The organism is Oceaniovalibus guishaninsula JLT2003 (genome assembly GCF_000299575.1).
Taxonomy (GTDB): domain Bacteria; phylum Pseudomonadota; class Alphaproteobacteria; order Rhodobacterales; family Rhodobacteraceae; genus Palleronia; species Palleronia guishaninsula.
The window spans coordinates 1-20,862 of the sequence record NZ_AMGO01000047.1 but is presented as its reverse complement, the minus strand read 5'-3'; the positions used below and the strand labels follow the sequence as shown (position 1 = coordinate 20,862).

The 20,862-nt window shown below is 69.5% G+C and carries 23 protein-coding genes; 10 read left to right on the top strand and 13 right to left on the bottom strand.

Annotated features, from left to right (window positions below; translation table 11 throughout):
* The first annotated feature begins 34 nt into the window (after window positions 1–34).
* Window positions 35–829: a protein-disulfide reductase DsbD domain-containing protein gene (locus tag OCGS_RS10480; RefSeq protein WP_007427217.1), complete on the top strand. Its 795-nt coding sequence runs from the start codon at window positions 35–37 to the stop codon at window positions 827–829.
* On the opposite strand, the gene OCGS_RS10475 is transcribed toward OCGS_RS10480, so the two are convergent.
* From OCGS_RS10475 to OCGS_RS10455, 5 genes are all read right to left on the bottom strand, one after another.
* Window positions 813–4,190, bottom strand: a complete 3,378-nt coding sequence (locus OCGS_RS10475) for an efflux RND transporter permease subunit (RefSeq protein ID WP_007427216.1) — start codon at window positions 4,188–4,190, stop codon at window positions 813–815. The genes OCGS_RS10480 and OCGS_RS10475 overlap by 17 nt on opposite strands.
* Window positions 4,187–5,638 carry an efflux RND transporter periplasmic adaptor subunit gene (locus OCGS_RS10470; RefSeq protein ID WP_007427215.1) on the bottom strand — a complete coding sequence of 484 codons (1,452 nt, stop codon included), beginning with the start codon at window positions 5,636–5,638 and terminating at the stop codon, window positions 4,187–4,189. Before OCGS_RS10470 ends, OCGS_RS10475 begins: the two co-directional genes overlap by 4 nt.
* An 86-nt stretch (window positions 5,639–5,724) precedes the next feature.
* On the bottom strand, window positions 5,725–6,267 hold the full coding sequence (gene moaB, locus OCGS_RS10465; protein WP_007427214.1) for a molybdenum cofactor biosynthesis protein B: 543 nt from the start codon (window positions 6,265–6,267) through the stop codon (window positions 5,725–5,727).
* Window positions 6,264–7,082, bottom strand: a complete 819-nt coding sequence (yghU, locus tag OCGS_RS10460) for a glutathione-dependent disulfide-bond oxidoreductase (RefSeq protein WP_007427213.1) — start codon at window positions 7,080–7,082, stop codon at window positions 6,264–6,266. The genes moaB and yghU overlap by 4 nt, the downstream gene beginning before the upstream one ends.
* Window positions 7,083–7,135: 53 nt before the next feature.
* Window positions 7,136–7,876, bottom strand: a complete 741-nt coding sequence (locus OCGS_RS10455) for a uracil-DNA glycosylase (RefSeq protein WP_007427212.1) — start codon at window positions 7,874–7,876, stop codon at window positions 7,136–7,138.
* 90 nt (window positions 7,877–7,966) lie between these two features.
* On the opposite strand from OCGS_RS10455, the gene OCGS_RS10450 reads away from it, so the two are divergent.
* Genes OCGS_RS10450 through OCGS_RS15100 form a run of 5 tightly spaced genes read left to right on the top strand, consistent with a single transcriptional unit; the run spans window position 7,967 to window position 11,494 of the window.
* Window positions 7,967–8,905: an aspartate carbamoyltransferase catalytic subunit gene (locus tag OCGS_RS10450; protein WP_007427211.1), complete on the top strand. Its 939-nt coding sequence runs from the start codon at window positions 7,967–7,969 to the stop codon at window positions 8,903–8,905.
* A 58-nt stretch (window positions 8,906–8,963) separates the two neighbouring features.
* Window positions 8,964–9,464 carry a hypothetical protein gene (locus OCGS_RS10445; RefSeq protein WP_007427210.1) on the top strand — a complete coding sequence of 167 codons (501 nt, stop codon included), beginning with the start codon at window positions 8,964–8,966 and terminating at the stop codon, window positions 9,462–9,464.
* Window positions 9,461–10,750, top strand: coding sequence for a dihydroorotase (gene pyrC, locus OCGS_RS10440; RefSeq protein ID WP_007427209.1), 1,290 nt, complete (start codon window positions 9,461–9,463; stop codon window positions 10,748–10,750). Before OCGS_RS10445 ends, pyrC begins: the two co-directional genes overlap by 4 nt.
* Window positions 10,743–11,327 (top strand): glycerol-3-phosphate 1-O-acyltransferase PlsY, encoded by a 585-nt coding sequence (gene plsY, locus OCGS_RS10435; RefSeq protein ID WP_007427208.1) that lies wholly within the window; start codon window positions 10,743–10,745, stop codon window positions 11,325–11,327. The genes pyrC and plsY overlap by 8 nt, the downstream gene beginning before the upstream one ends.
* A complete protein-coding gene (locus tag OCGS_RS15100) occupies window positions 11,324–11,494 on the top strand; it encodes a hypothetical protein (RefSeq protein ID WP_007427207.1) in 171 nt (56 codons plus the stop codon). The genes plsY and OCGS_RS15100 overlap by 4 nt, the downstream gene beginning before the upstream one ends.
* Window positions 11,495–11,613: 119 nt before the next feature.
* On the opposite strand, the gene OCGS_RS10425 is transcribed toward OCGS_RS15100, so the two are convergent.
* The 5 genes from OCGS_RS10425 to OCGS_RS10405 all read right to left on the bottom strand — a co-directional run bounded on the left by OCGS_RS10425 (window position 11,614) and on the right by OCGS_RS10405 (window position 15,438).
* On the bottom strand, window positions 11,614–11,874 hold the full coding sequence (locus OCGS_RS10425) for a YMGG-like glycine zipper-containing protein (protein WP_007427206.1): 261 nt from the start codon (window positions 11,872–11,874) through the stop codon (window positions 11,614–11,616).
* 94 nt (window positions 11,875–11,968) lie between these two features.
* Window positions 11,969–13,339, bottom strand: coding sequence for a glutamate--cysteine ligase (locus tag OCGS_RS10420; RefSeq protein ID WP_007427205.1), 1,371 nt, complete (start codon window positions 13,337–13,339; stop codon window positions 11,969–11,971).
* Window positions 13,340–13,397: 58 nt separating this feature from the next.
* Window positions 13,398–13,922 carry a hypothetical protein gene (locus OCGS_RS10415; protein WP_007427204.1) on the bottom strand — a complete coding sequence of 175 codons (525 nt, stop codon included), beginning with the start codon at window positions 13,920–13,922 and terminating at the stop codon, window positions 13,398–13,400.
* Window positions 13,919–14,728 carry a GNAT family N-acetyltransferase gene (locus OCGS_RS10410; protein ID WP_007427203.1) on the bottom strand — a complete coding sequence of 270 codons (810 nt, stop codon included), beginning with the start codon at window positions 14,726–14,728 and terminating at the stop codon, window positions 13,919–13,921. The genes OCGS_RS10415 and OCGS_RS10410 overlap by 4 nt, the downstream gene beginning before the upstream one ends.
* The gene (locus tag OCGS_RS10405) at window positions 14,725–15,438 is read right to left on the bottom strand and encodes a 16S rRNA (uracil(1498)-N(3))-methyltransferase (protein WP_007427202.1); all 714 of its coding nucleotides are present in this window, start codon (window positions 15,436–15,438) and stop codon (window positions 14,725–14,727) included. The genes OCGS_RS10410 and OCGS_RS10405 overlap by 4 nt, the downstream gene beginning before the upstream one ends.
* An 18-nt stretch (window positions 15,439–15,456) precedes the next feature.
* On the opposite strand from OCGS_RS10405, the gene ubiA reads away from it, so the two are divergent.
* The 3 genes from ubiA (at window position 15,457) to OCGS_RS10390 (ending at window position 18,739) form a co-directional block, all read left to right on the top strand.
* Window positions 15,457–16,404: a 4-hydroxybenzoate octaprenyltransferase gene (gene ubiA / locus OCGS_RS10400; protein WP_040610913.1), complete on the top strand. Its 948-nt coding sequence runs from the start codon at window positions 15,457–15,459 to the stop codon at window positions 16,402–16,404.
* Between the two features lie 62 nt (window positions 16,405–16,466).
* Window positions 16,467–18,413: an OmpA family protein gene (locus OCGS_RS10395; protein WP_007427200.1), complete on the top strand. Its 1,947-nt coding sequence runs from the start codon at window positions 16,467–16,469 to the stop codon at window positions 18,411–18,413.
* Window positions 18,410–18,739 carry a hypothetical protein gene (locus tag OCGS_RS10390; protein ID WP_007427199.1) on the top strand — a complete coding sequence of 110 codons (330 nt, stop codon included), beginning with the start codon at window positions 18,410–18,412 and terminating at the stop codon, window positions 18,737–18,739. The genes OCGS_RS10395 and OCGS_RS10390 overlap by 4 nt, the downstream gene beginning before the upstream one ends.
* Window positions 18,740–18,746: 7 nt before the next feature.
* On the opposite strand, the gene OCGS_RS10385 is transcribed toward OCGS_RS10390, so the two are convergent.
* The 3 genes from OCGS_RS10385 to pgsA are packed head-to-tail and all read right to left on the bottom strand — an operon-like array spanning window position 18,747 to window position 20,060.
* On the bottom strand, window positions 18,747–19,190 hold the full coding sequence (locus tag OCGS_RS10385; protein WP_007427198.1) for a molybdenum cofactor biosynthesis protein MoaE: 444 nt from the start codon (window positions 19,188–19,190) through the stop codon (window positions 18,747–18,749).
* 1 nt (window position 19,191) lies between these two features.
* Entirely contained in the window at window positions 19,192–19,440 is a 249-nt protein-coding gene (moaD, locus tag OCGS_RS10380; protein ID WP_007427197.1) for a molybdopterin converting factor subunit 1, read from the bottom strand.
* Window positions 19,437–20,060, bottom strand: coding sequence for a CDP-diacylglycerol--glycerol-3-phosphate 3-phosphatidyltransferase (gene pgsA, locus OCGS_RS10375; protein WP_040610912.1), 624 nt, complete (start codon window positions 20,058–20,060; stop codon window positions 19,437–19,439). Before pgsA ends, moaD begins: the two co-directional genes overlap by 4 nt.
* A 249-nt stretch (window positions 20,061–20,309) precedes the next feature.
* On the opposite strand from pgsA, the gene OCGS_RS10370 reads away from it, so the two are divergent.
* Entirely contained in the window at window positions 20,310–20,669 is a 360-nt protein-coding gene (locus tag OCGS_RS10370) for a hypothetical protein (protein WP_007427195.1), read from the top strand.
* Window positions 20,670–20,862 lie beyond the last annotated feature (193 nt).

Here is a 20,862-nt window from a genome sequence, read left to right as displayed (position 1 = left end):
TTCCTGCCGAACGCGGTTGCGGCAAGAAGGACCGATGACCAGACGTGCCCTTTCCGCCGCCCTTGCCTGCCTTGTGTCCGCCAACGCCCCCGCCCATGCGCAGGACGGCATGGCGCGCGTCGATCTGCTGCCGGGATGGCGCGCCGATGGACGCCACTTTGCCGCCTTGCGCATCACCCTGGCGCCGGGATGGAAGACCTACTGGCGCAGCCCCGGCGATGCCGGGATACCGCCCCATTTCGACTGGTCCGGCTCGGGCAACCTGCAATCCATCCGCGTGCATTGGCCGGTGCCGCACGTGTTCGGGTCGAACGGGCTGACCTCGATCGGGTATGCCGACGGCGTGGTGTTGCCGGTCGAGATCGTGCCGAACGATCCGGGCGCGCCCATCGACCTGTCGCTGGCGCTGGATCTGGGCGTTTGCGAAGATATCTGCGTGCCCTTCAGCGCGACGCTTGCCGGGACGCTGGATGCCGGCCCCGTGCGTCCCGATGCGCGCATCCGCGCGGCCCTCGCCGACCGTCCGCTGTCGAAGGACGAGGCGGGCGTCGGACAGGTCGATTGCACGCTGGCGCCGACCGCGGACGGCATGAACCTGACAGCGACGTTTGCGATGGCGCGCCGGGGCCGCGACGAATTCGCGGTGATCGAGACGGCGGATCCCTCGGTCTGGGTCTCGCAGGCCGAAACCCGCCGCGACGGCGCCACGCTGGCCGCCATGGCCGAGATCGTGCCGCCGCCGGGCGATCCTTTGATGCTGGACCGGTCCGGGCTGCGTATCACGGTGCTGGACGGGGGCGGCGCGGTCGAGATCAGGGGGTGCGACTGACCCTTCGGCCGCGCACGACATGCAATGCCGCCGCCGCAAGCCAGATCGCGGCCAGCAGCATTGCCGCCCCGGCAAGGAAGGCTGCCAGCGCGCCGACAGGTCCGTCGCCCAACCGGTCGCCCAACGTCACCAACGGCGCGCCGCCCGCCAGCACCGGCCCGAACGTCGCCGCGAAAAGCACCGCCAGGACAAGCGCCGCCGCCGCCAGAATCGCCTGCGGCCCGCGCCGGCGTCCCGCAAGCGCGCGGCGCAGGGCGCGCAACTGGCGCGCGGCATCGTGCTGCATCGCCATCAAAGCGGGCACGACCAGCAGCACCATGAAGAACCCGAAGCCCAGCCCATAGACCAGCGTGACCACCGTGGGCTTGAGAAACTGCGCCTGCGCCGACCTTTCGTAAAGCAGCGGCATCAGGCCCAGCACGGTCGTCAGCGTCGTCAGCATCACCGGCCGAAGCCTGTCGCAGACGCCGTCCACGATGGCGCCCGCCAAACCCCGGTCGCGCGCATATTCGTCGATGGTCGTCACCAGAACGATGGAATCGTTGATGACGATGCCGGTCATCCCGATCAGCCCGACAACCGAGAACATGGTTATCGGGATGTCCCAGACGTAATGACCCCAGACAGCGCCGACCAGACCGAAGGGAATGACGGCCATCACCACCACGGGCCGCGTCCAGCTTGCGAAGATCCAGGCCAGCGTCAGGAAGATGCCGATCAGGCACAGGCCGAACCCGATCCCCGCATCGGTCAGAAAGTCGTTCTCCTGTTCGCGCAGGCCGGAAAGATCGGTGGCAATGCCGTATTCGCGTTCCAGTTCGGGCAGGATTTCGCCTTCGATGATGCGGGTGATCTCGGCGGCGCGTGCGGCGTCGTCATCGGCCAGATCGCCCGTCACGCTGACGACGCGGACGCCGTTTTCGCGCCGGATGGTGGAAAAACCGTCGCGGATATCGACCGTCACCACATCGGCCAGCCGCACGAGGCCCGATGCCGTCGGCAGGAACGTCGTTCCCAGGAAATCGGCGGTCAGCTCATCCTCGGGCAGTTCGACCCGGATCGACGCTTCGCGCTGGCCCGCAGCGAAGGTCGCGGCCTCGATCCCACCCAGCCGGTTTCGCAACACCCGCCCCAGCCCGTCGATGTCGAGCCCCAGCGCCCGGCCCAGCGGCGTCAGCTCGACCACAAGCTCCTGCTTGTCATAGGCCAGCGTGTCCTCCAACGCCGAAACCTCGGGGAATTGCGCGAGCCGCGCCTTCAGCTTCTCGGCGGCGTCCTTCAGGATCGCGCTGTCGGCGCCCGAAAGCTGCACGTCGATGGCATCGCCGCCCGGCCCCCCGCCCCATCTGCGAAAGCTGATCTGCTCCAGCCTCGGATGGCGCGGCACGGCATCCTGAAGCGCCGCCACGAATTCGAAACTGGAATAGGGGCGCAGATCGGCGTCGATCAACTCGATGCTGATGCCGCCCAGAAGGTCGTCGTCGGTATTCTCGGTTCCCGACAACCCGCGTCCCGCCGTGCCGCCGATCTGGCCGATGGAATAATCGACCGGATCGAGGCCGTATTCCTCGGCGTATCGCGCGCCCAGCTCGGTTGTGGCGCGTTGCAGGATCGCCAGCATCTCGACCGTGTCGGCACGGGTGGCACCGGGCGCCATGGCGAAATTGCCGGTGATGCTGCCCTGTTCGGGCGAATCGAAGAACCGCCACTGCACGTCGCCCCGGACATAAAGTGCCGCCTGTCCCGCCAGCAGCACCAGCGCCCCGGCCAGCACGGGATAGCGGGCCGCCACGACAAGCCGGATCAGCGGCCGCACGGCGCGGTCGCGCACCCAGCCAAAGCCCCGGTTCACCTGCCGCGACGGCCAGTCGTACCAGTGCGACCGCGCCGAATGGGCCAGGGCATGAGCCATGTGGTGCGGCAGGATCAGGAAGCACTCGACCAGGCTGGCCAGCAGCACGGCGATGACGGTGAAGGGGATGTCGGCGATCAGGCGTCCGAACCGTCCCTTGATGGCCACCAGCGCGAAAAAGGCGATCACCGTCGTCAACGTCGCCGAAAAGACCGGCGCGAACATGCGGGTCGCGGCATTGGCGGCGGCGACCGGCGGCGCCTCGCCCAGCATGCGCGCCCGGTAATCGGCGTGTTCGCCCACGACGATGGCATCGTCCACCACGATGCCCAATGTCAGGATCAGCGCGAAAAGCGAGATCATGTTCAGCGTCAGCCCCGCCGCATACATCACCCCGATCGCGGCGATCATCGCCACGGGGATGCCCGCGGCCACCCAGAACGCCGTGCGGGCGTTCAGGAACAGGAACAGCAGCGTCACCACCAGGCCGAAGCCGATGATGCCGTTGTTCAGCAACAGCTCCAGCCGCCCGCTGATCATCTCGGCCCGGCCGCGGATCAGGTCCAGCGTCACGCCGGGCGGCAGTTCCAGCGCCAGATCGTCGGCCACGGCGCGGACCTGGCGTTCGATGTCGATGGCGTCGCCCCTGTCGCTGCGGTCCACGCGCACCGTCACGGCCGGGTTGTCGCCGACGAAATAGGCCTCGTCGCGCGACGGTCCCCGGTCGATCACCCGCGCCACGTCCGCGATGCGCAGCTTGGTGCCGTCCGGCAGCGCGCGCAGGACGACCCCGCCCACATCCTCGGCCGTGCGCCTTTCGACGCCCGTGCGCACCCGCGCGCCGCCGTCGATGTCGCCGGCGGGTGCGGTGTCGGCCTCGGCGCGGATCGCCGCCGCGATGTCGGCCATGGTCAGGTTCTCGCGGATCAGCGCCAGCGTCGGCACCTCGACCACCACCTCGGGCGCGGCGATGCCGCGGATGGTGGCGCGCGGCACGCCGTCGCGGAACAGACGCGCGACGAATTCGTCGGCAATGCGGCCAAGCTGGTCGATGCCCACCGGCCCGGTGATGACCACATCCGTCACCCGGTCGCGCCAGGCGGACCGGCGCACGACCGCATCCTCTGCGCCTTCGGGCAGTTCGCCCGCCGCGTCGATGGCGGCCTCGACCTCGTCCACGGCGCGGCCCATGTCCCAACCCGGCTCGAACTCCAGCTCGATGCGGGCGACACCCTCGCTGGCGCTCGACGTGCCGCTTTCGACACCCTCGACGTTCAGTAGCGCAGGCTCCAGCATCTCGACGATGCCGCCCTCCACATCGTCGGCCCCGGCCCCAGTCCAGACGACGCTGACCTCGACCGAGTTGAGCACGACATCGGGAAAGAACTGCGCGCGCATCAGCGGAAAGGCGGCCAGCCCCAGCACCACCATAAGCGCCAGAAGCAGGTTCGCCGCCGTGCGGTGACGCACGAAATAGCCGAGGATCCCGGCAGCGGGCAACGTCCTCACATCCGTCCCTCGATCCGCTCGACCACGCCGGCGGGCACGCGCGGTTCGCGCAACTGCGCCAGGACGCGATCCTTGGCTTCCTGCGGCATCCGGTCGTTGGCCTGAACGAAGGCCACCAGCCGCGCGCGGCGTTCTTCGGTCAGATCCAGCAGGTCGGGTTCGGCAAGCGCCGCGTCGTCGTCGCGGCGCACGGGCCGCACCCGGATGCCGTCGCCCAGAAGCGGCGTGCGCGCGGCCACGACCTCGCGCCCGGCAAGATCGTCCGCCCGCACCAGCACGTCGTCGCCCTGCTGGCGCAGCACCTCGACGAAAGCCGGTCGAAGGCGCTCGTCGTCGCCCAGCACCAGAACGCCGCCCGCCGGATCGACCGCCGAGGCGGGCAGGCGCGCGACCCGGTCCAGCGCCGGTTCCTCGATCGCCACGCGCACGAAATCGCCGGGCCTGAAACCGCCCGGCTCGGTCAGGCGGGCGAAGACGCGCCGGCCGCTCTGGCCCGCCCCCACCGCGCCGCTTTCGCGGGTGACAATGCCGGGGCTTTCCAGCACGAATCCCTCGACCTCCAGAAAGACCCGCAGCGCGGCTGGCGTCAGTTGGCCGCTCTCGTCCAGCAGGCGGGCATATTCGGCGGTGGACAGGGTGAACGCGACTTCGAGCGCCTCGGGGTCGATCAGATCGGCCAGCCGCTCGCCCGCCGAGACAAGGCGTCCGGCGACCACGTCCACCTCGGACAGGATCCCGTCAAAAGCGGCCGTTACCTCGGTTTCGTCCAGATTGCGCTGCGCTTCGTCCAGCGCGATCTCGGCCCGTGCGATCCGCGTCTCGGCCTGCGCACGGCGGGCTTCGGCCGCCGCCTCGGCCTGACGGCGCGACACGACCGCCTGCCGGGCCGCCGCCGCCGCCAGTTCCGCGTCCTCGACCGCGGCCGAGGTGCCGACGCCCCGCGATTCCAGATCGCGCTGACGGTCCAGGGCGCGCTGGCGCAGATCGGCCTGCGACCGCGCGCCGGCCAGATCGTCGGCGGCCAGTTCCACGGCGCGGATCGCGTCGTCGAGTTCGGCATGCGCGTCCTGAAGGTCGGTCCGCGCCACCGCCACCGCCTGACGCGCATCGGCCGGGTCGAGCCGGAACAGAAGCTGCCCCGCCTGCACCCGCGCACCTTCCTCGACGCCCTCGCCCAGCGCCACCACCCGGCCCCGGTCGGCGGCGCGCAGTTCCAACGTGCGGCGGCTTTCGACGGTGCCGAAGCCGGTCATCACGGGAACCAGCGTTTCGGGCGCGACAGTGACGACATTGGCGGCGAATATGCGTTCCCGCGCCTCGCTCGGGCGATCCTCGCGGGCGGCACGGTCCTGCAACGCCCCCAGGAACAGGCCCGCGCCATAGGCCAGCAATCCGACGGTCGCGGCCAGCAGGAAAAGCCCGGTCAGGGCGCGGCGCAGAAAATGCATCTCGGCTCCGAACGGTCAAACGGCCCCGGCATCATATAGCCGACAGTCCCGTTCGACCAAGCGTCCCCGCGTCACGCCTGCGTCAGCTACTTGCGGCGCAGATGCTCGTCCAGACGCGGCAGGATCTCGACGAAGTTGCAGGGCATGTGACGATAATCGAGCTGCCTGGCCAGGATCCCCTCCCAGGCATCGCGGCAGGCGCCGGTCGATCCGGGCAGCGCGAACAGGTAGGTTCCGTTCGCGACCCCACCGCAGGCCCGGCTCTGGACGGCGCTGGTGCCGATCTTGCCCAGACTGATATGGGTGAAGATCGTGCCGAAAGCGTCGATTTCCTTTTCATAGACATCACGGTGCGCCTCGACCGTCACGTCGCGGCCCGTCAGCCCCGTTCCGCCGGTCGAGATCACGACGTCGATGCCCGGATCGGCGCACCATTCGCGCAAGCGGGCCGCAATGGCATCCCTTTCGTCGCGCAGGATGGCGCGGGCGGCAAGGATATGGCCGGCCCCTTGCAGCAGATCGACCAGCGTGTCGCCGGATCGGTCGTCTTGTGGGCCGCGCGTGTCGCTGACCGTCAGCACGGCGATGCGGACGGGCACGAAATCGCGGCTGTCGTCGATGCGACTCAATCCAGATCCTCCGCGCTGTGACGCTCGCGCACCCCGTCCTCGCCCTTGCGATTTACGCGGCGACCGCGCCGCACCGCCGGCCGCGCGTCGATCTTCTGCGCCCATTCGACGACGTTGCGATAGGAATCGACACCAAGAAACCGCCCCGCATCGTAAAGCCGGCCAAGGCAAAGCTGCCCGTACCAGGGCCAGATCGCCATGTCGGCGATGGTATATTCGTCGCCGGCGATATAGGGCCGTTCGCCCAACTGCCGGTTCAACACGTCGAGCTGGCGCTTCGTCTCCATCGCGAAGCGGTTGATCGGATAGGCCATCTTCTCGGGCGCATAGGCGTAGAAGTGCCCAAATCCGCCGCCCAGATAGGGCGCGCTGCCCATCTGCCAGAACAGCCACGACAGGCATTCTGTCCGCCCCGCGCCGTCGCCCGGCAGGAACGCGCCGAACCGTTCGGCGAGGTAAAGCAGGATCGCGCCCGATTCGAACACCCGTTGCGGCGGCGCGTCCGCATGATCGACCAGCGCGGGGATCTTGGAACTGGGATTGATCCCGACGAACCCGCTGCCGAACTGGTCGCCCTCGCCGATGTCGATCAGCCAGGCGTCGTATTCGGCGTCATGGCCGTCGGCGAGCAACTCCTCCAGCATGACCGTGACCTTGATGCCGTTCGGCGTGCCCTGCGAATAGAGTTGCAGCGAATGCTGGCCGACCGGCAGGTCCTTCTCGTGCGTCGGACCGGCGACCGGGCGGTTCGTCTTGGCGAAACGCCCGCCGCTGGCTTCGTCCCACGTCCAGATCTCGGGCGGCGTATAGGTCATCGGGTCACTCCGTTTCAGGGTCGCGCGCAATCTAGCGCCGGGCCGGGCGAAGTCTATCGCCGCAGTCGGTCCTGCAACGCCAGCAAAGCGGCCCATGCCTCGCGCTTGCGCAGCGGATCGCGCAGCAGCGCGGCGGGCGACGGCATCGACAGAACGTCCCGCCCGTCCATGCCGGACCAGCCGTCCTTGTCCGCATCCGTCCCCAGAACCCCCTGGCGCGCGGCATGGCCCATCGCGACGACGATATCGGGCGCGACCAGCGCAAGATGCCGCGACAGGAAGGGCCGCAGCGATTCCAGTTCGCCCGGCGACGGATCGCGGTCCAGCGGCGGCCGCCACGGCACCACCGGCACCAGCCGGACCTCCTTGCGCGCCAACCCGATGGCCGCCAGCATCCGGTCCAGCAGCGCGCCCGCGCGGCCTGCGGCGGGGTGGCGGGCCTGTTCCTCGGCCCGGCCGGGCGCATCGGTGACGATGACCAGCCGCGCGTCGGCCGGCCCCTGCCCGAAGATCGTGGCCCGCGCCCCGCGCTTCAGCTCGCACCCCTCGAACGCCGCGATGGCCGCTTCCAGCCCCGCCAGATCCCCCGCCGCCCGCGCCGCGGCCTGCGCCACCCCCATAGCGCCCTCCTCGCTTCGGGACGGCGCGGCCGACATCTGCGGCGCGGCCTTCGGCGCTTCGGGCACGGCCGCGTAGCGATCGACCGGATCCTCGCCGATGGCCTCGTCCGCGCCAAGCTCGACCTGCCAGGCAAGCTGGGCCAGGGCCGCGCGATATTCGTCGGGGTCGGGCATGCGATCTGGCTAGGCCGGCCCCGCGCGCATTGCAACAGCCCCCGCCGCCGTCCTATAGCGGCACGGGCGGTTGAAGGGATTGCGGTCGCGATGAGGCACCTTCTGGGGATCGAGACGCTGCGCCCGGACCAGATCACCGTGCTTCTCGATCTGGCCGACGATTACGTCCGCCTGAACCGCAGCCCCGCCAAGCACGGGCAGGCGCTGGCCGGCCTCACCCAGATCAACATGTTCTTCGAGGCATCGACCCGCACCCAGGCCAGCTTTGAGATCGCCGGCATGCGGCTGGGCGCCGATGTCATGTCGATGCCGATGCAGGCCAGCTCGATCAAGAAGGGCGAGACGCTGATCGACACGGCGCTGACGCTGAACGCGATGCATCCCGACCTGCTTGTGGTGCGGCATCCGCATTCGGGCGCGGTCGCGCTGCTGGCCGAGAAGGTGAACTGCGCCGTCATCAATGCGGGCGACGGGCGGCACGAACACCCCACGCAGGCGTTGCTGGACGCGCTGACGATCCGCCGGACCAAGGGGCGGCTGCACCGGCTGACCGTGGCGATCTGCGGCGACATCGCCCACAGCCGCGTGGCGCGGTCCAACATCCTGCTGCTGGGGCGGATGGAATCGCGCATCCGCCTGATCGGGCCGCCCACCCTGATCCCCGCCGGGGCCGCCGATTGGGGGGTCGAGGTCTTTCACGACATGCGCGCCGGGCTGAAGAATGCCGATGTGGTGATGATGCTGCGCTTGCAGAAGGAACGCATGGACGGCGCGTTCATCCCTTCGGCGCGCGAATACTATCACCGCTATGGCCTCGACGCCGAAAAGCTGGCCCATGCGGCGCCCGATGCCATCGTCATGCATCCCGGTCCGATGAATCGCGGGGTCGAGATCGACGGCACCATCGCCGACGACATCAACCGCTCGGTCATTCAGGAACAGGTCGAGATGGGCGTCGCCGTGCGGATGGCGGCGATGGATCTGCTGGCGCGCAACCTGCGCGGCCGTCCCGCCGTTGTCTCGGCATGAGGCATCCCGTTTTCTTCCAATGCCATTCGACCGTCCTTTTCCTACAGGAGCGTCCCGCATGACCCCATCCGAAATGATCCATGTCTATGCCATCGCGCCCGACACGTTCGTCAGCACCCCCGACGACATCAAATCGACGCTGGGGCTGGACCGGCTGGACGAAAGCCGCACCGAAACGGTGGACGCCTCCGCGCTGGTCGGGGTGGGGCTGTCGGGCTATCTGACCGACGGGCACGGCGCCTCGGCCGATGCGGTCCTGCCCGACGAGGCGCGGCTCGATGCGCAGCGGGGGCCGGTGCTGATCCTGCTGCCCGGTGCCGTCTCGCCCGGCGATGCCCCGGTCGCGCGTCCCCCGCTCAGCCATCTGGGCAGCTATCCGCTGGAAGCAGCCAAGCCTGCCGATGGCCGCCTGCGCAGCGCCAGCGCCGAACGGACCGACACCGCCCCGCCGCCTTCGGCCGATCCCGAACGCACGGACCGCCGCAACAGCGGCCGGGTCGCCATGATCGCCCTTGCGGTGGCGCTGCTGATCGCGCTGATCGTGTGGCTGCTGGCGTGATCCTGTTCGACGGCGCGACGCTGATCGACCCCGAGGGCGGCACGGCCCGCCCCGGCGCGCTGCTGACCGACGGCGACACGATCCGCGCGGTGATCCCCGAAGGATCCGGCGCCATCGCGGATCTGCGGCGGCGCGAAGATGTGGCGGCGATCGACTGCACGGGCCTGACGCTGGCCCCCGGCATCGTCGATCTGGGCGTCAAGGTCAGCGAACCCGGCGAGCGGCACAAGGAATCCTTTCGCACCGCCGGGCGGGCCGCGGCGCGCGGCGGGATCACCACGATGGTCACGCGGCCCGATACCGACCCCGCCATCGACACCCCCGAGGTGCTGGAATTCGTCGCAAGGCGCGCCTCGGCCGATGCCATGGTCCGCGTCGTGCCGATGGCCGCCCTGACCCGCGACCGCGCCGGGCGCGAAATGGTCGAGATCGGTCTGCTGCGCGACGCGGGGGCCGCCGCCTTCACCGATTGCGACCGCGTCGTGACCGATTCGCGCGTCTTTGCCCGGTGCCTCGGCTATGCGCGCGCGCTGGATGCGCTGGTCATCGCCCATCCGCAGGATCCCGGCCTCAGCCGCGGCACCTGCGCCACGTCGGGGCGGTTCGCGTCCTTGCGCGGCCTGCCCTCGGTGTCGCCGATGGCCGAACGCATGGCCCTGGACCGCGACATGGCCTTGGTCGAGATGACCGAGGCGCGCTATCACGCCGACCAGATCACTTCGTCCCGGTCTCTGCCCGCGCTGGAACGCGCCAGACGCAACGGTCTTGACGTTACGGCAGGTATCGGCATCCACCATCTGACCCTGAACGAGTTCGACATCGGCGACTATCGCACCTTCTTCAAGCTGAAGCCCCCCCTGCGGTCCGAGGACGACCGGCAGGCGATGGTCGAGGCCGTGGCCGGCGGGCTGATCGACGTGGTCTGCTCCATGCACACCCCGCAGGACGAGGAGAGCAAGCGCCTGCCGTTCGAGGAAGCGGCAAGCGGGGCTGTCGGCCTCGAAACCCTTCTGCCGGCGGCCCTGCGCCTGGTCCATGCCGGGGCGATGGACCTGCCGGTCCTATGGCGCGCGCTGTCTCTGAACCCCGCGCGCCGCCTGGGCCTGCCGGGCGGAAGGCTGGCAGAGGGCGCGCCGGCGGATCTGATCCTGTTCGACCCCGACGCGCCCTTCGTCATGGACCGCGCGACGCTGGCGTCGAAGTCGAAGAACACCCCGTTCGACGGCGCGCGGATGCAGGGCCGGGTCGTCGGAACATGGGTCGGCGGGGTCCGGGTGCATGGTTGAACTGGCTATCGTCGCCGTTCTGGCGTTCCTTCTGGGATCCGTGCCGTTCGGCCTGCTGATCGTTCGCGCCTGGGGTCTTGGCGATCTGCGGCAGATCGGATCGGGCAATATCGGCGCGACGAACGTGTTGCGCACCGGCAGCAAGACGGCCGCGCTGCTGACGCTGATCCTCGATGTCGGCAAGGGCGCCTTCGCCGTTCTGCTGGCGCGCTGGTATCTGGGCGAAACGGCGGCGCAGTTGGCGGGGGTCGGTGCGTTTCTGGGCCATTGCTATCCGATCTGGCTGCGGTTCAAGGGCGGCAAGGGCGTGGCGACGTTCCTCGGGACGGTCCTGGCGCTGTCCTGGCCCGTTGGTCTGGCCGTCTGCGCGACATGGCTGATCTCGGCCTTCGCCACACGCATCTCGTCGCTGTCGGCGTTGATCGCGGCCGCTTTGGCACCGCTTTATGCGCTCTGGTGGGCGGGCTGGCCGCTGGCCGTCGGGGTGGCGGCGATGGCGGCGCTGATCTTCCTGCGCCATCGCGGCAACATCGCCCGCCTGCGCGTCGGAACCGAGCCGCGCATCGGGCGGAAGTGACCGACCCGTTCCTCGCCGCATTCGACGCCCTGCCCACAGGCGCGTTCAGCGCCCGTTACGAGAACGCCAGATGGGATGCGGCAAAGACATCGCTTGTGGACGGGCGATCATGGAAGCTGGTGGCGCGGCGCGCGGGCGGCGGGGGCTATGTCAGCCTGAACCTCTAGCGCCTGACGGATGGACGCTGTCTGCTGCGGCCCTGCGAGATGCCCGAGGCAGTCGTGCGCGATTTCGTCCTGCGCGCGGTGCCGGACGGCGGATCCGGGGATCCGCCGTCTTGACGTTATTACTGGCAGGCCGCCGTGTAGGACTGGCCATAGGCGTCGCGGTAAAGGCACTGGTTGCTGGCCCGCTGACCCAGATAGTTACCCGCGGCACCGCCTGCCACGGCGCCGATCAGCGCGCCCTTGACCTTGTCGTCGTCGCCCGACACCGAAGCGCCCAGCGCGGCGCCGATGCCGGCGCCGGTCGCGGCCTGTCCGGCGGGGGTCTGCGTGCAGGCCGTCGCAAGGCCGATGATCGGCAGAAGCAGAAGATATTTCGTCATTCGTCGTCTCCGTTGCAGGTCGAAAATCCTATCGCCAGCCACCTTGTTCCACGTGAAACAAGTTACTGACAAGTCACGATGCGTTAACGGTCGATCAATACGACCGCTCGGCGAAAACCCGCTTCACGTCGCCGTTCCAGTCGCCGTGATAGCGCGCCAGCAGCTCGTCCGCCGGGGCGCAGCCTGTTTCGACACTTTCCTTCAGCGCGTTGAGGAAATGCGTCTCGTCCGGGACCAGCCCGCCGGCGCCGGGGCGCGCGCGCGTCTTCAGCCCCTGTTCGGCAATGGCGACGCAATCGCGCGCCAGATCCAGCATCGCGATGTCGCCGACACGGGCCTGCAATCCATCGACCGAGGCGGCCACCCTCAGCGCCTCGCGCGTTTCCGCGTCCCAGCCCTTGGCCAGATCCCACGCGGCATCCAGCGCGGATTGTTCGTACATCAACCCGACCCAGAAGGCCGGAAGCGCGCAAAGCCTGCGCCACGGGCCGCCATCGGCACCGCGCATCTCAAGATATTTCTTGATCCGCGCTTCGGGGAACAGCGTCGTCAGGTGGTCGCCCCAGTCGGACAGCGTCGGCTTCTCGCCGGGCAGGGCGGGCAGTTCGCCGCGCAGGAAGTCGCGGAAGGACTGGCCCAGCGCGTCGATATAGCGCCCGTCGCGATAGACGAAATACATCGGCACATCGAGCGCGTATTCCGCCCATGCCTCGAACCCGAACCCTTCGTCGAAGACGAAAGGCACCATGCCCGTGCGCGACGCGTCCAGATCGCGCCAGATACGGCTGCGCCAGGACTTGTGGCCGTTGGGCTTGCCCTCGAAGAACGGGGAATTGGCGAAAAGCGCGGTAGCCACGGGTTGCAGCGCGATGGCGACGCGCAGCTTCTGCACCATGTCGGGCTCGGACGCGAAGTCGAGGTTGACCTGAACGGTGCAGGTGCGGCGCATCATCTGCCGTCCATGCGTGCCGACCTTCGGCATGTAGTCGTCCATCAGCCGATACCGGCCCTTGGGCATCAGATCCATATCCTCGTGAGTCCAGTGCGGGGCGGCGCCCAGCCCGATGAAGCCCACACCGATGGCATCGGCCACTGATTTCACCTGCGCCAGATGATCGTTCACCTCGTCGCAGGTGGCGTGGATCGTCTCCAGCGGCGCGCCCGACAGTTCGAGCTGCCCGCCCGGTTCCAGCGAGACGTTCGCCGCCCCCTTGGTCAGCCCGATCAGCTTGCCGTCCTCGGTCACGGGATCCCATCCGAAGCGGTCGCGCAGGCCCGTCAGCACGGCCTCGACCGAGCGGGGGCCGTGATAGGGCAGCGGCTTCAGCGTGTCGCGGCAATAGCCGAACTTCTCGTGCTCGGTGCCGATGCGCCAGTCGGCCTTGGGCTTGCAGCCCGACGCCATGTAGTCGGCCAGTTGCCAGTGATGTTCGATCGGGCCGCCGCCGGATTGGGGGATGGACATGGCAGGGCCTTTCACGGGATCCGGTCGCGGGCAGACGTGGCGCGAGGGAAGGGCGAAGTCAATGCAGCCGGCGGGGCACCGGGGCGGCGGGGTGACGCCAGATGGTGACGCGGCCGGGCCGGCCGGCGCGCGCGGCGGCCAGCGCGCGATCGGGGCTATAGCCGGGCAAAGGCGACAGCGCGTCGTAGATCTGCGCCGCCCCGCTGGCGCTGGCGGGGATCGACAGGGCGGTCCCCTCGCGATCCGACAGCGCCCAGAACGCGGCGTGGTCCAGCGTGACGATATCCACCTCGGCCAGCGCGTCTATGCTGATGGACCCGCCGCCGCGCGCCGACAGATAGGTGATGCGCCGTTCGTCCACCTCGACCATGCCGGGGCCCTGGCCATCGGGCAGGCGGCGGCTGCGCCGGACGCCTTCGCGCAGGATCGCGGCGCCCGCCAGGGCCAGCAGCAGCCCCAGCCAGCGCCATAGCCCCCCTTCGGTCACGACCAAAAGCAGACCGGCGGCGACCATTGCAGCGCCGATCAGCGCCTCGCGCCAGCGGTGCAAGGCGGCGCGGATTTCGGGGCGCAGGAAGCTCATGCGAAAAAGACCAGCGCTATCGGATCGGCGGGACGGAAGCCGATTGCGGTATAGGCGCGGGCGGCGCTTTCGGACGCGGCGAACAGAAAGGCGCGCGCCGCCCCTGCCGACCGCGCCTGCGCCAGATGCAGGGCGACCATGCGGCGGGCCAATCCCCGGTTGCGGTATGGCGGCAGGATATGGACGCCGCCGACCTGCACGGCATCGTCCACCACCGCGTTGAAGCCGGTCATGCCGACCGGCGCGCCCTCCAGCAGAAGCAGGCGGTGGCTGTCCGCCCTGACATATCCCGCGACCGTGCTTTCGACATCGGTCGGAGTCACCCCGGTCTCGACCTCATAAGCCCGACGCATGGCGACCATCGCGGCGACTTGCTGGGGCGTGTCCGCGCGGACCAGCGCCAGATCGGCGCGCGGCGCGGGCGGGGTCCAGCGGGTCAGATCCAGCGCGAAGCCCGGCTCGTCCGCGTCGTGGGCGGTCGGCCGCGCATCCAGCCCGGCGGCGCGCAGAAGGGCGCGGACCTGGCCGGCCGGGCCGATCAGACCCATCGGGCGATTCGGCAGCAGCATGGCGGCGGCGGGAAGCGAGGCGGGATCGGGAAGCTGCGGAAAGACCATACCTTCGGTCGAGACCGCCACCATCCCGTCCGCCGCATCCGTGATGTGGATGCGCAGCGCACGGGGAGCGGTTCCGTCCAGCCCGTGCGCGCGCAGGTTCGCCAAAGGGAAGATCGAGGTCTGAAGCCGCGTTGCCAGCAGGGTTTCCAGCGCCGGAAGATCGACCTGCGTGGCCGGGCGCAGTCTCATGCCCAGTCGCCCAAGGTGGATTGCCACAGCGTCAGGGCGGCCACGGCGGCGGTGTCGGCGCGCAGGATGCGCGGGCCGAGCGATACGGGATGCGACTGGGGCATCGCGCGCAGGCGGGCGCGCTCGGCATCCGAGAACCCGCCTTCGGGGCCGATCAGGATGGCCCAGGGGCCGCGTTCGTCCGGCAGGGCGGCGAACACGCCCGACAGCGTTTCGTCGCAGAACATCAGCCGGCGGTCGGTCCAGCCGTCCAGCAGGTCGGACAGGCGAACGATGTCGGCGACCTCGGGGACGAAATTGCCGCCGCATTGTTCGGCCGCCTCGATCGCATGGGCCTGAAGCCGGTCCCGGCGGATGCGGTCGGCGTTGGTGTGGTCGGTCTGAACGGGCAGGATGCGGCAGGCGCCCAGCTCGGCGGCCTTCTCCACGATGAAATCGGTGCGGGCCTTCTTGATCGGCGCGAAGACGAGCCACAGGTCGGGCGGCGTGCGAAGGGGCCGGGTGCGGTCGCCGACCGTCAGGCTGACGGCCTTGCGCGACGCCTCGGCCACCGCTGCGGCATAGGTGCCGGTGCGGCTGTCGAACACCTCGACCGCGTCGCCGGGAGCCCGGCGCATGACCGAGAAAAGGTAATGCGCCTGGGGCGGATCCAGCCGAACGGTTTGCCCCGGCGCAAGCGGCCGGTCTAGATAGAGCCTGGGTGCGGGCATGGCGGTTCCGGGGGCAGGATGCAGGTGGGCGCGACGAAAGGCCAGGTGGCCGATGCCGTCAAGGGCAACTGGGTGGACCGTGCCGCGCCGGCATGGGCGCGCCCGTGGCTGCGGCTGTCGCGCGCCGACCGTCCCATCGGCACATGGCTGCTGCTGCTGCCCTGCTGGTGGGGGCTGGGGCTGGCCTGCGCTGCGGGTTCACCGGCGACCTGGCAGACGGCCTGGATCGGATTGGGCTGCGCGCTGGGCGCGTTCCTGATGCGGGGAGCGGGCTGCACGTGGAACGACGTGACCGACCGGCATATCGACGCAGCGGTCGCGCGCACCCGCTCGCGGCCGCTGCCGTCGGGGCAGGTGACGGTGCGGGGCGCGCTGGTCTGGATGGCCGCGCAGGCGCTGCTGGCCTTCGCCATCCTTCTGACCTTCGCGCCCGCCGCCGTCGCGCTGGGCATCGCGGCACTTGTGCCGGTCGCGGTCTATCCCTTCGCCAAGCGGTTCACCTGGTGGCCGCAGGTGTTTTTGGGGCTGGCCTTCAACTGGGGGGCGCTGCTGGCCTGGGCCGCGCAGACCGGCGGGCTGACCTGGCCGCCAGTGGTTCTCTACGCGGCGGGGATCGCCTGGACGCTCTATTACGACACGATCTATGCCTATCAGGATATCGAGGACGACGCGCTGATCGGGGTGAAATCCACGGCGCGGCTGTTCGACCGCAACGGCCGCCGCTGGCTGGCGATCTTCGCCGTCGCGACCGTCGCGCTGCTGGCGCTGGCCATCCTCGCGGCCGTGCCGCCCGGTCCGGCGCTGGCCCTGGCGATGTGCGCCCCGGTGGCGGTCGCGGTGCATCTGGGTTGGCAGATGCGGCGGCTGGATCTGGGCGATCCGGCGCGCTGCCTGACACTTTTCCGCGAGACTCGCACCACGGGCCTGCTGGTTGCGCTGTTTCTCGCGCTTGCGTCCCTGCCGTGATTGCCCTGCGGCGCGCATCGCCCTAGACACGCACGGTCGCGCAGCCACAGCCCGAGGATGCCATGCCGTCGCCCGGAACCCTTCCCGCCACGCTGACCTTCGTTCTGGCCGCCGGATTGTCCGTCGCGGCGGCGGGACTTGCCGTCAGCCAGGTCGAGGAACGATCCGTGCGCGATGTGGCGGACGCGCTGGCGGCGGACGGGCTGGACTGGGCCGAGGTGTCGGCGGACGGCTTGCAGATCGAGCTGACGGGCACCGCGCCCGACGAGGCGACGCGCTTTCGCGCCGTCACTTCGGCCAGCCGCGCGGTCGATGCGGAACGGATCGTCGATGCGATGGGCGTCGAGGTCCGCGAGCCGGTCGCACCGCCGCGCTTTTCCGTCGAGGTGCTGCGCGCCGAAAGCGGCATCACGCTGATCGGCCTCGTCCCGGTCGAGACCGACCGCGAGGCGCTGCTGCGCGACATCCAGGACGCGTCGCCCGGCACGGAAATCACCGATCTGCTGGAAGTCGCCAGCTATCCGGTGCCGCCCCGTTGGGAATCGGCGCTGGCCTTCGGGATCGACGCGCTGGGGCGGCTGCCGCGGGCCAAGGTCTCGATCTCGGCCGACAAGGTCGCGGTGACGACGATGGCCGACAGCGACCGCGCGCGCGAACGGCTGATCCGGGACCTGAAATCCGACGCGCCCGCCGACGTGAACCTGACCCTGTCGATCACCGCCCCGCGTCCCGTCATCACGCCCTTCACGCTGCGCTTCGTCAAGGATGCGGACGGCGCCCGGTTCGACGCCTGCGCCGCCGCCAGCGATGCCGGACGGCGCAAGATCCTGGACGCCGCCGCCCGCGCCGGCATGGAGGGCGACGAGGATTGCACGATCGGTCTGGGCGCGCCCAGTCCTACCTGGCCCGAAGCCGCCGCCGCCGCCATCGACGCGCTGGCCGCGCTGCCCGGCGGGACCGTGACGCTGACGGATGCCGATGTCAGCCTCGTCGCCGTCGAAGGGGTCGATGCGCCGGTCTTTCAACGGGCGACGGACGGCTTGCAGAACACCCTGCCGGCGGGATTTTCGCTGACCGCCGTGCTGCCCGAGACGGGCACGGTCGAGGCCGAGGCCGGCCCCGCCACCCTGACCGCCGCGCGCGCCGAGGACGGCACCGTGACGCTGACGGGGCGCGTCGGGTCGCCCCAGGATCAGGACGCGGTGCTGAACTTCGCACGGTCGCTGTTCGGCAACGATCAGGTCGTGGACCGGACCGAGGTGCGCGACGCGGTGCCGACCGGGTGGACGCCGCGGGTTCTGGCGACGCTCGATGCGCTGTCGCTGGTCACGCATGGCACCGCGGATATCCGCGAGGGCGACGTCGCGCTGACCGGGCGCACCGGTAACCGCGATGCAAGGGCGGGGATGACGCGGCTGCTGGCCGGCGGGCTGAGCGATGCCGTGCCCTACAAGCTGGACGTGGTCTATGACGAAAGGCTCGATCCGATCCTGTCGCTGCCGACGCCCGAAGAATGCGTGGCGCAGATCAACACAGAACTGAAGAACCGCAAGATCAACTTCGCCCCCGGATCGGACACGATGGAGCCCGGCGCGCGCGAGACGATCGACCGGGTGGCCGAATTGCTGCGCACCTGCGAGGACGTGAAGATGGAAATTGCCGGGTTCACCGACAGCCAGGGCCGCGAGGAAATGAACCGCGAACTGAGCGAGGCGCGCGCGCAGGCGGTGCTGACGGCGCTGGCCGCGCGCCGGGTGCTGGTCAGCAACCTGACCGCCAAGGGATACGGCGAGGAACGCCCCATCGCCGACAACAAGACCGAAGCGGGCCGCGAGGCCAATCGCCGGATCGAATTCACGCTGTTGGGAGAGGACGGCACCCCCGTCGCCGAAAATGCGGCGGACGGCGCCCCCGAAGTTCCCCCACGGGACGCCGAGGCCGAACAGGATCTGAAAATCCGCGTCATCGTCGAGGACGACCCCGTCAACCGGCCGGAGGATCGTCCGTGAACCGCACCGAATTCATCGTCGCCACCGCCGCCATCCTGTTCGTCGCCTTCGCGCTCGGATGGTTCGCGAATTGGCTGGTTCATCGGCTGACCCGCGTCAGTCAGGCCGATCTGGGCGAGCTGGACAACATGGCGCGCGCCATGCACGAGGCCGAGGAAGCGCGCGATCAGGCCATCGCCTGGCTGACCCACCGCGAGGCCGAGATGGCCAGCCAGCAGCACCAGACCGAAGCCGAATTGCGGGCCGCGATGGAAGGGCTGCGCGACGCGCGGCAGGAAGCGGACGAGCTGCGGACCTATATCGAGCGGATGAACACGCGCGCCTGACGCCCGGTCAGGTCCAGCGGTCCAGCGCCGCCTCGTCCTCGTCCCTGGCCGCGACCCAGGACGTTCCGTCGCGCGTCGTCTCCTTCTTCCAGAAGGGGGCGCGCGACTTGAGGTAATCCATCAGAAACTCGGCGGCGGCGAAGGCGGCGGCGCGGTGGCGGGCGGCGGTCGCCACCATCATGATCGGCTCGCCCGGTCGCAAGGTGCCGTGCCGGTGGACGACCAGCGCATCGGTCAGCGTCCAGCGGCCTTCGGCCTCGGCCACCATGGCGGTGACGGCCGCTTCGGTCATGCCCGGATAATGCTCGATCTCGAGCGCATGAAGCGCGCCGCCATCGTCGCGCACGAGGCCGGTGAAGGTAACGATGGCGCCGGTGCCGCTGCGGTCGGTGGAAAAGCGGGCCAGCTCGGCGCCCGGATCGAACGCATCGGGCAGAATACGAATCTCCACCTCAGCCCCCGGTCATCGGCGGGAAGAACGCCACCTCGCGCACCCCCGTCAGGGGCGCGTCGAACCCGGTCAGCTGCTGGTCCACGGCGACGCGGATGGCGGACAGGTCGGCGAACGCGGCCTCATAGCGATCCTCGCGCGCGCGAAGCTGATCCACCAGCGCGGCGACGGTGGGCGCATCCGTCTCGACCCGTTCGCGGGGCAGGCCGATCCGTTCGCGGACCCAGGCGAAATAGAGAACGTCGATCATCTGGGGGCATCCTTCAGATAGGGCAGCGCCTTGCGGAAATAGTCCCACCCGGTGACAACCGTAAGGGCCGCCGCCACCCATAGCAGCGCAAGCCCAAGATTGCCGGTCACGTCATGCCCCCAGGCCAGCCAGCCGTCATCCGCGACAAGACCGCCGCCGCGGTTCAGCAGGTGGTGCAGGAAAACGTCCTGAAGAAACAGGACGGCGATGGCCACCATCTGCGCCGTGGTCTTCCACTTGGCCAGCTTCGTCACCGCCAGCAGCCGGGCATCGGCCCCCAGAAATTCCCGCAGGCCGGAAACGAACACCTCGCGGAAGACGATGAAGGTGGCGGGCAGGACCAGCCAGGGCGACATCGACGAATAGCCGACGATGACCAGCAGCGCGATCACGACCATCGCCTTGTCGGCAATCGGGTCGAGCATGGCGCCGAACCGGCTTTCCTGCTTCCACGACCGCGCGAGATAGCCGTCGAACCAGTCGGTGACGGCCGCGCCCAGAAACAGCACCAGCGCGAACCAGTCGGCCCAGGGCCGGTTGAAGTAGAGAAACATCACCGCCACGCCCGGCGCCGCCAGCAGACGCAGCACGGTCAGGATGTTGGGAAGGGTCCAGCGCATGGCCCGGTGATAGCGCCGACGCGGGGCGGGGGGAAGGGCGCGCATCCGTCGCCGTCTTCCTCGATTCCGGGCAATCCGCGCTATGCTGGGTCGCCCGCGCCGATTCGCGCAGGGTCGGTTTCGTTTCATCAGCAGGAAGGCATTGCCATGATTCCGTTCTCTCGCCCTATATTCCTTTGCGCCGCCCTCATCGTGCTGGCCCCTGCCGCGGGCCATTCCTGGGACTTGCGACAGGGCAACGGTACAGCCATGACCATGCAGGATGCCGGACGCTACACCGTCGTGATGACCTGCTCGCGCGGGCGCGGAATAGAATTGTCGGTCCTCGACAGTGCGGCGCGCGGCGACGAGTTTGCCGAGGTCGACAGCCTGATGGTGTGGATCACCCTGCCCGACGGCCGCACCGACCGCGTGTCGATCAGCCCGGTCTGGCAGGAAGGCGCGGCCCTGTCGGGTGCTTTCGTCCCCAACGGGGTGACGATGGATTTCTTTCGCAACGGCATCCGGTTCGAAGTCGACTCGCCGCAGACCCGGACGACATTCGCCGCGACCGACATGAAGGGTTCGGGCGCCGCACGCCTTGCCTTTCTGGAGCAATGCGGGATCTGATGCCCCTTCGGGCCGGCGCTTCGCGCGTTCGCGGCTGAAAACCGTCCGCCGGACGGTTTTTCGGGCGCCGCTCCCTTCGGGCCGGCGCTTCGCGCGTTCGCGGCTGAAAACCGTCCACCGGACGGTTTTCCGGGCGCCGCTCCCTTCGGGCCGGCGCTTCGCGCGTTCGCGGCTGAAAACCGTCCACCGGACG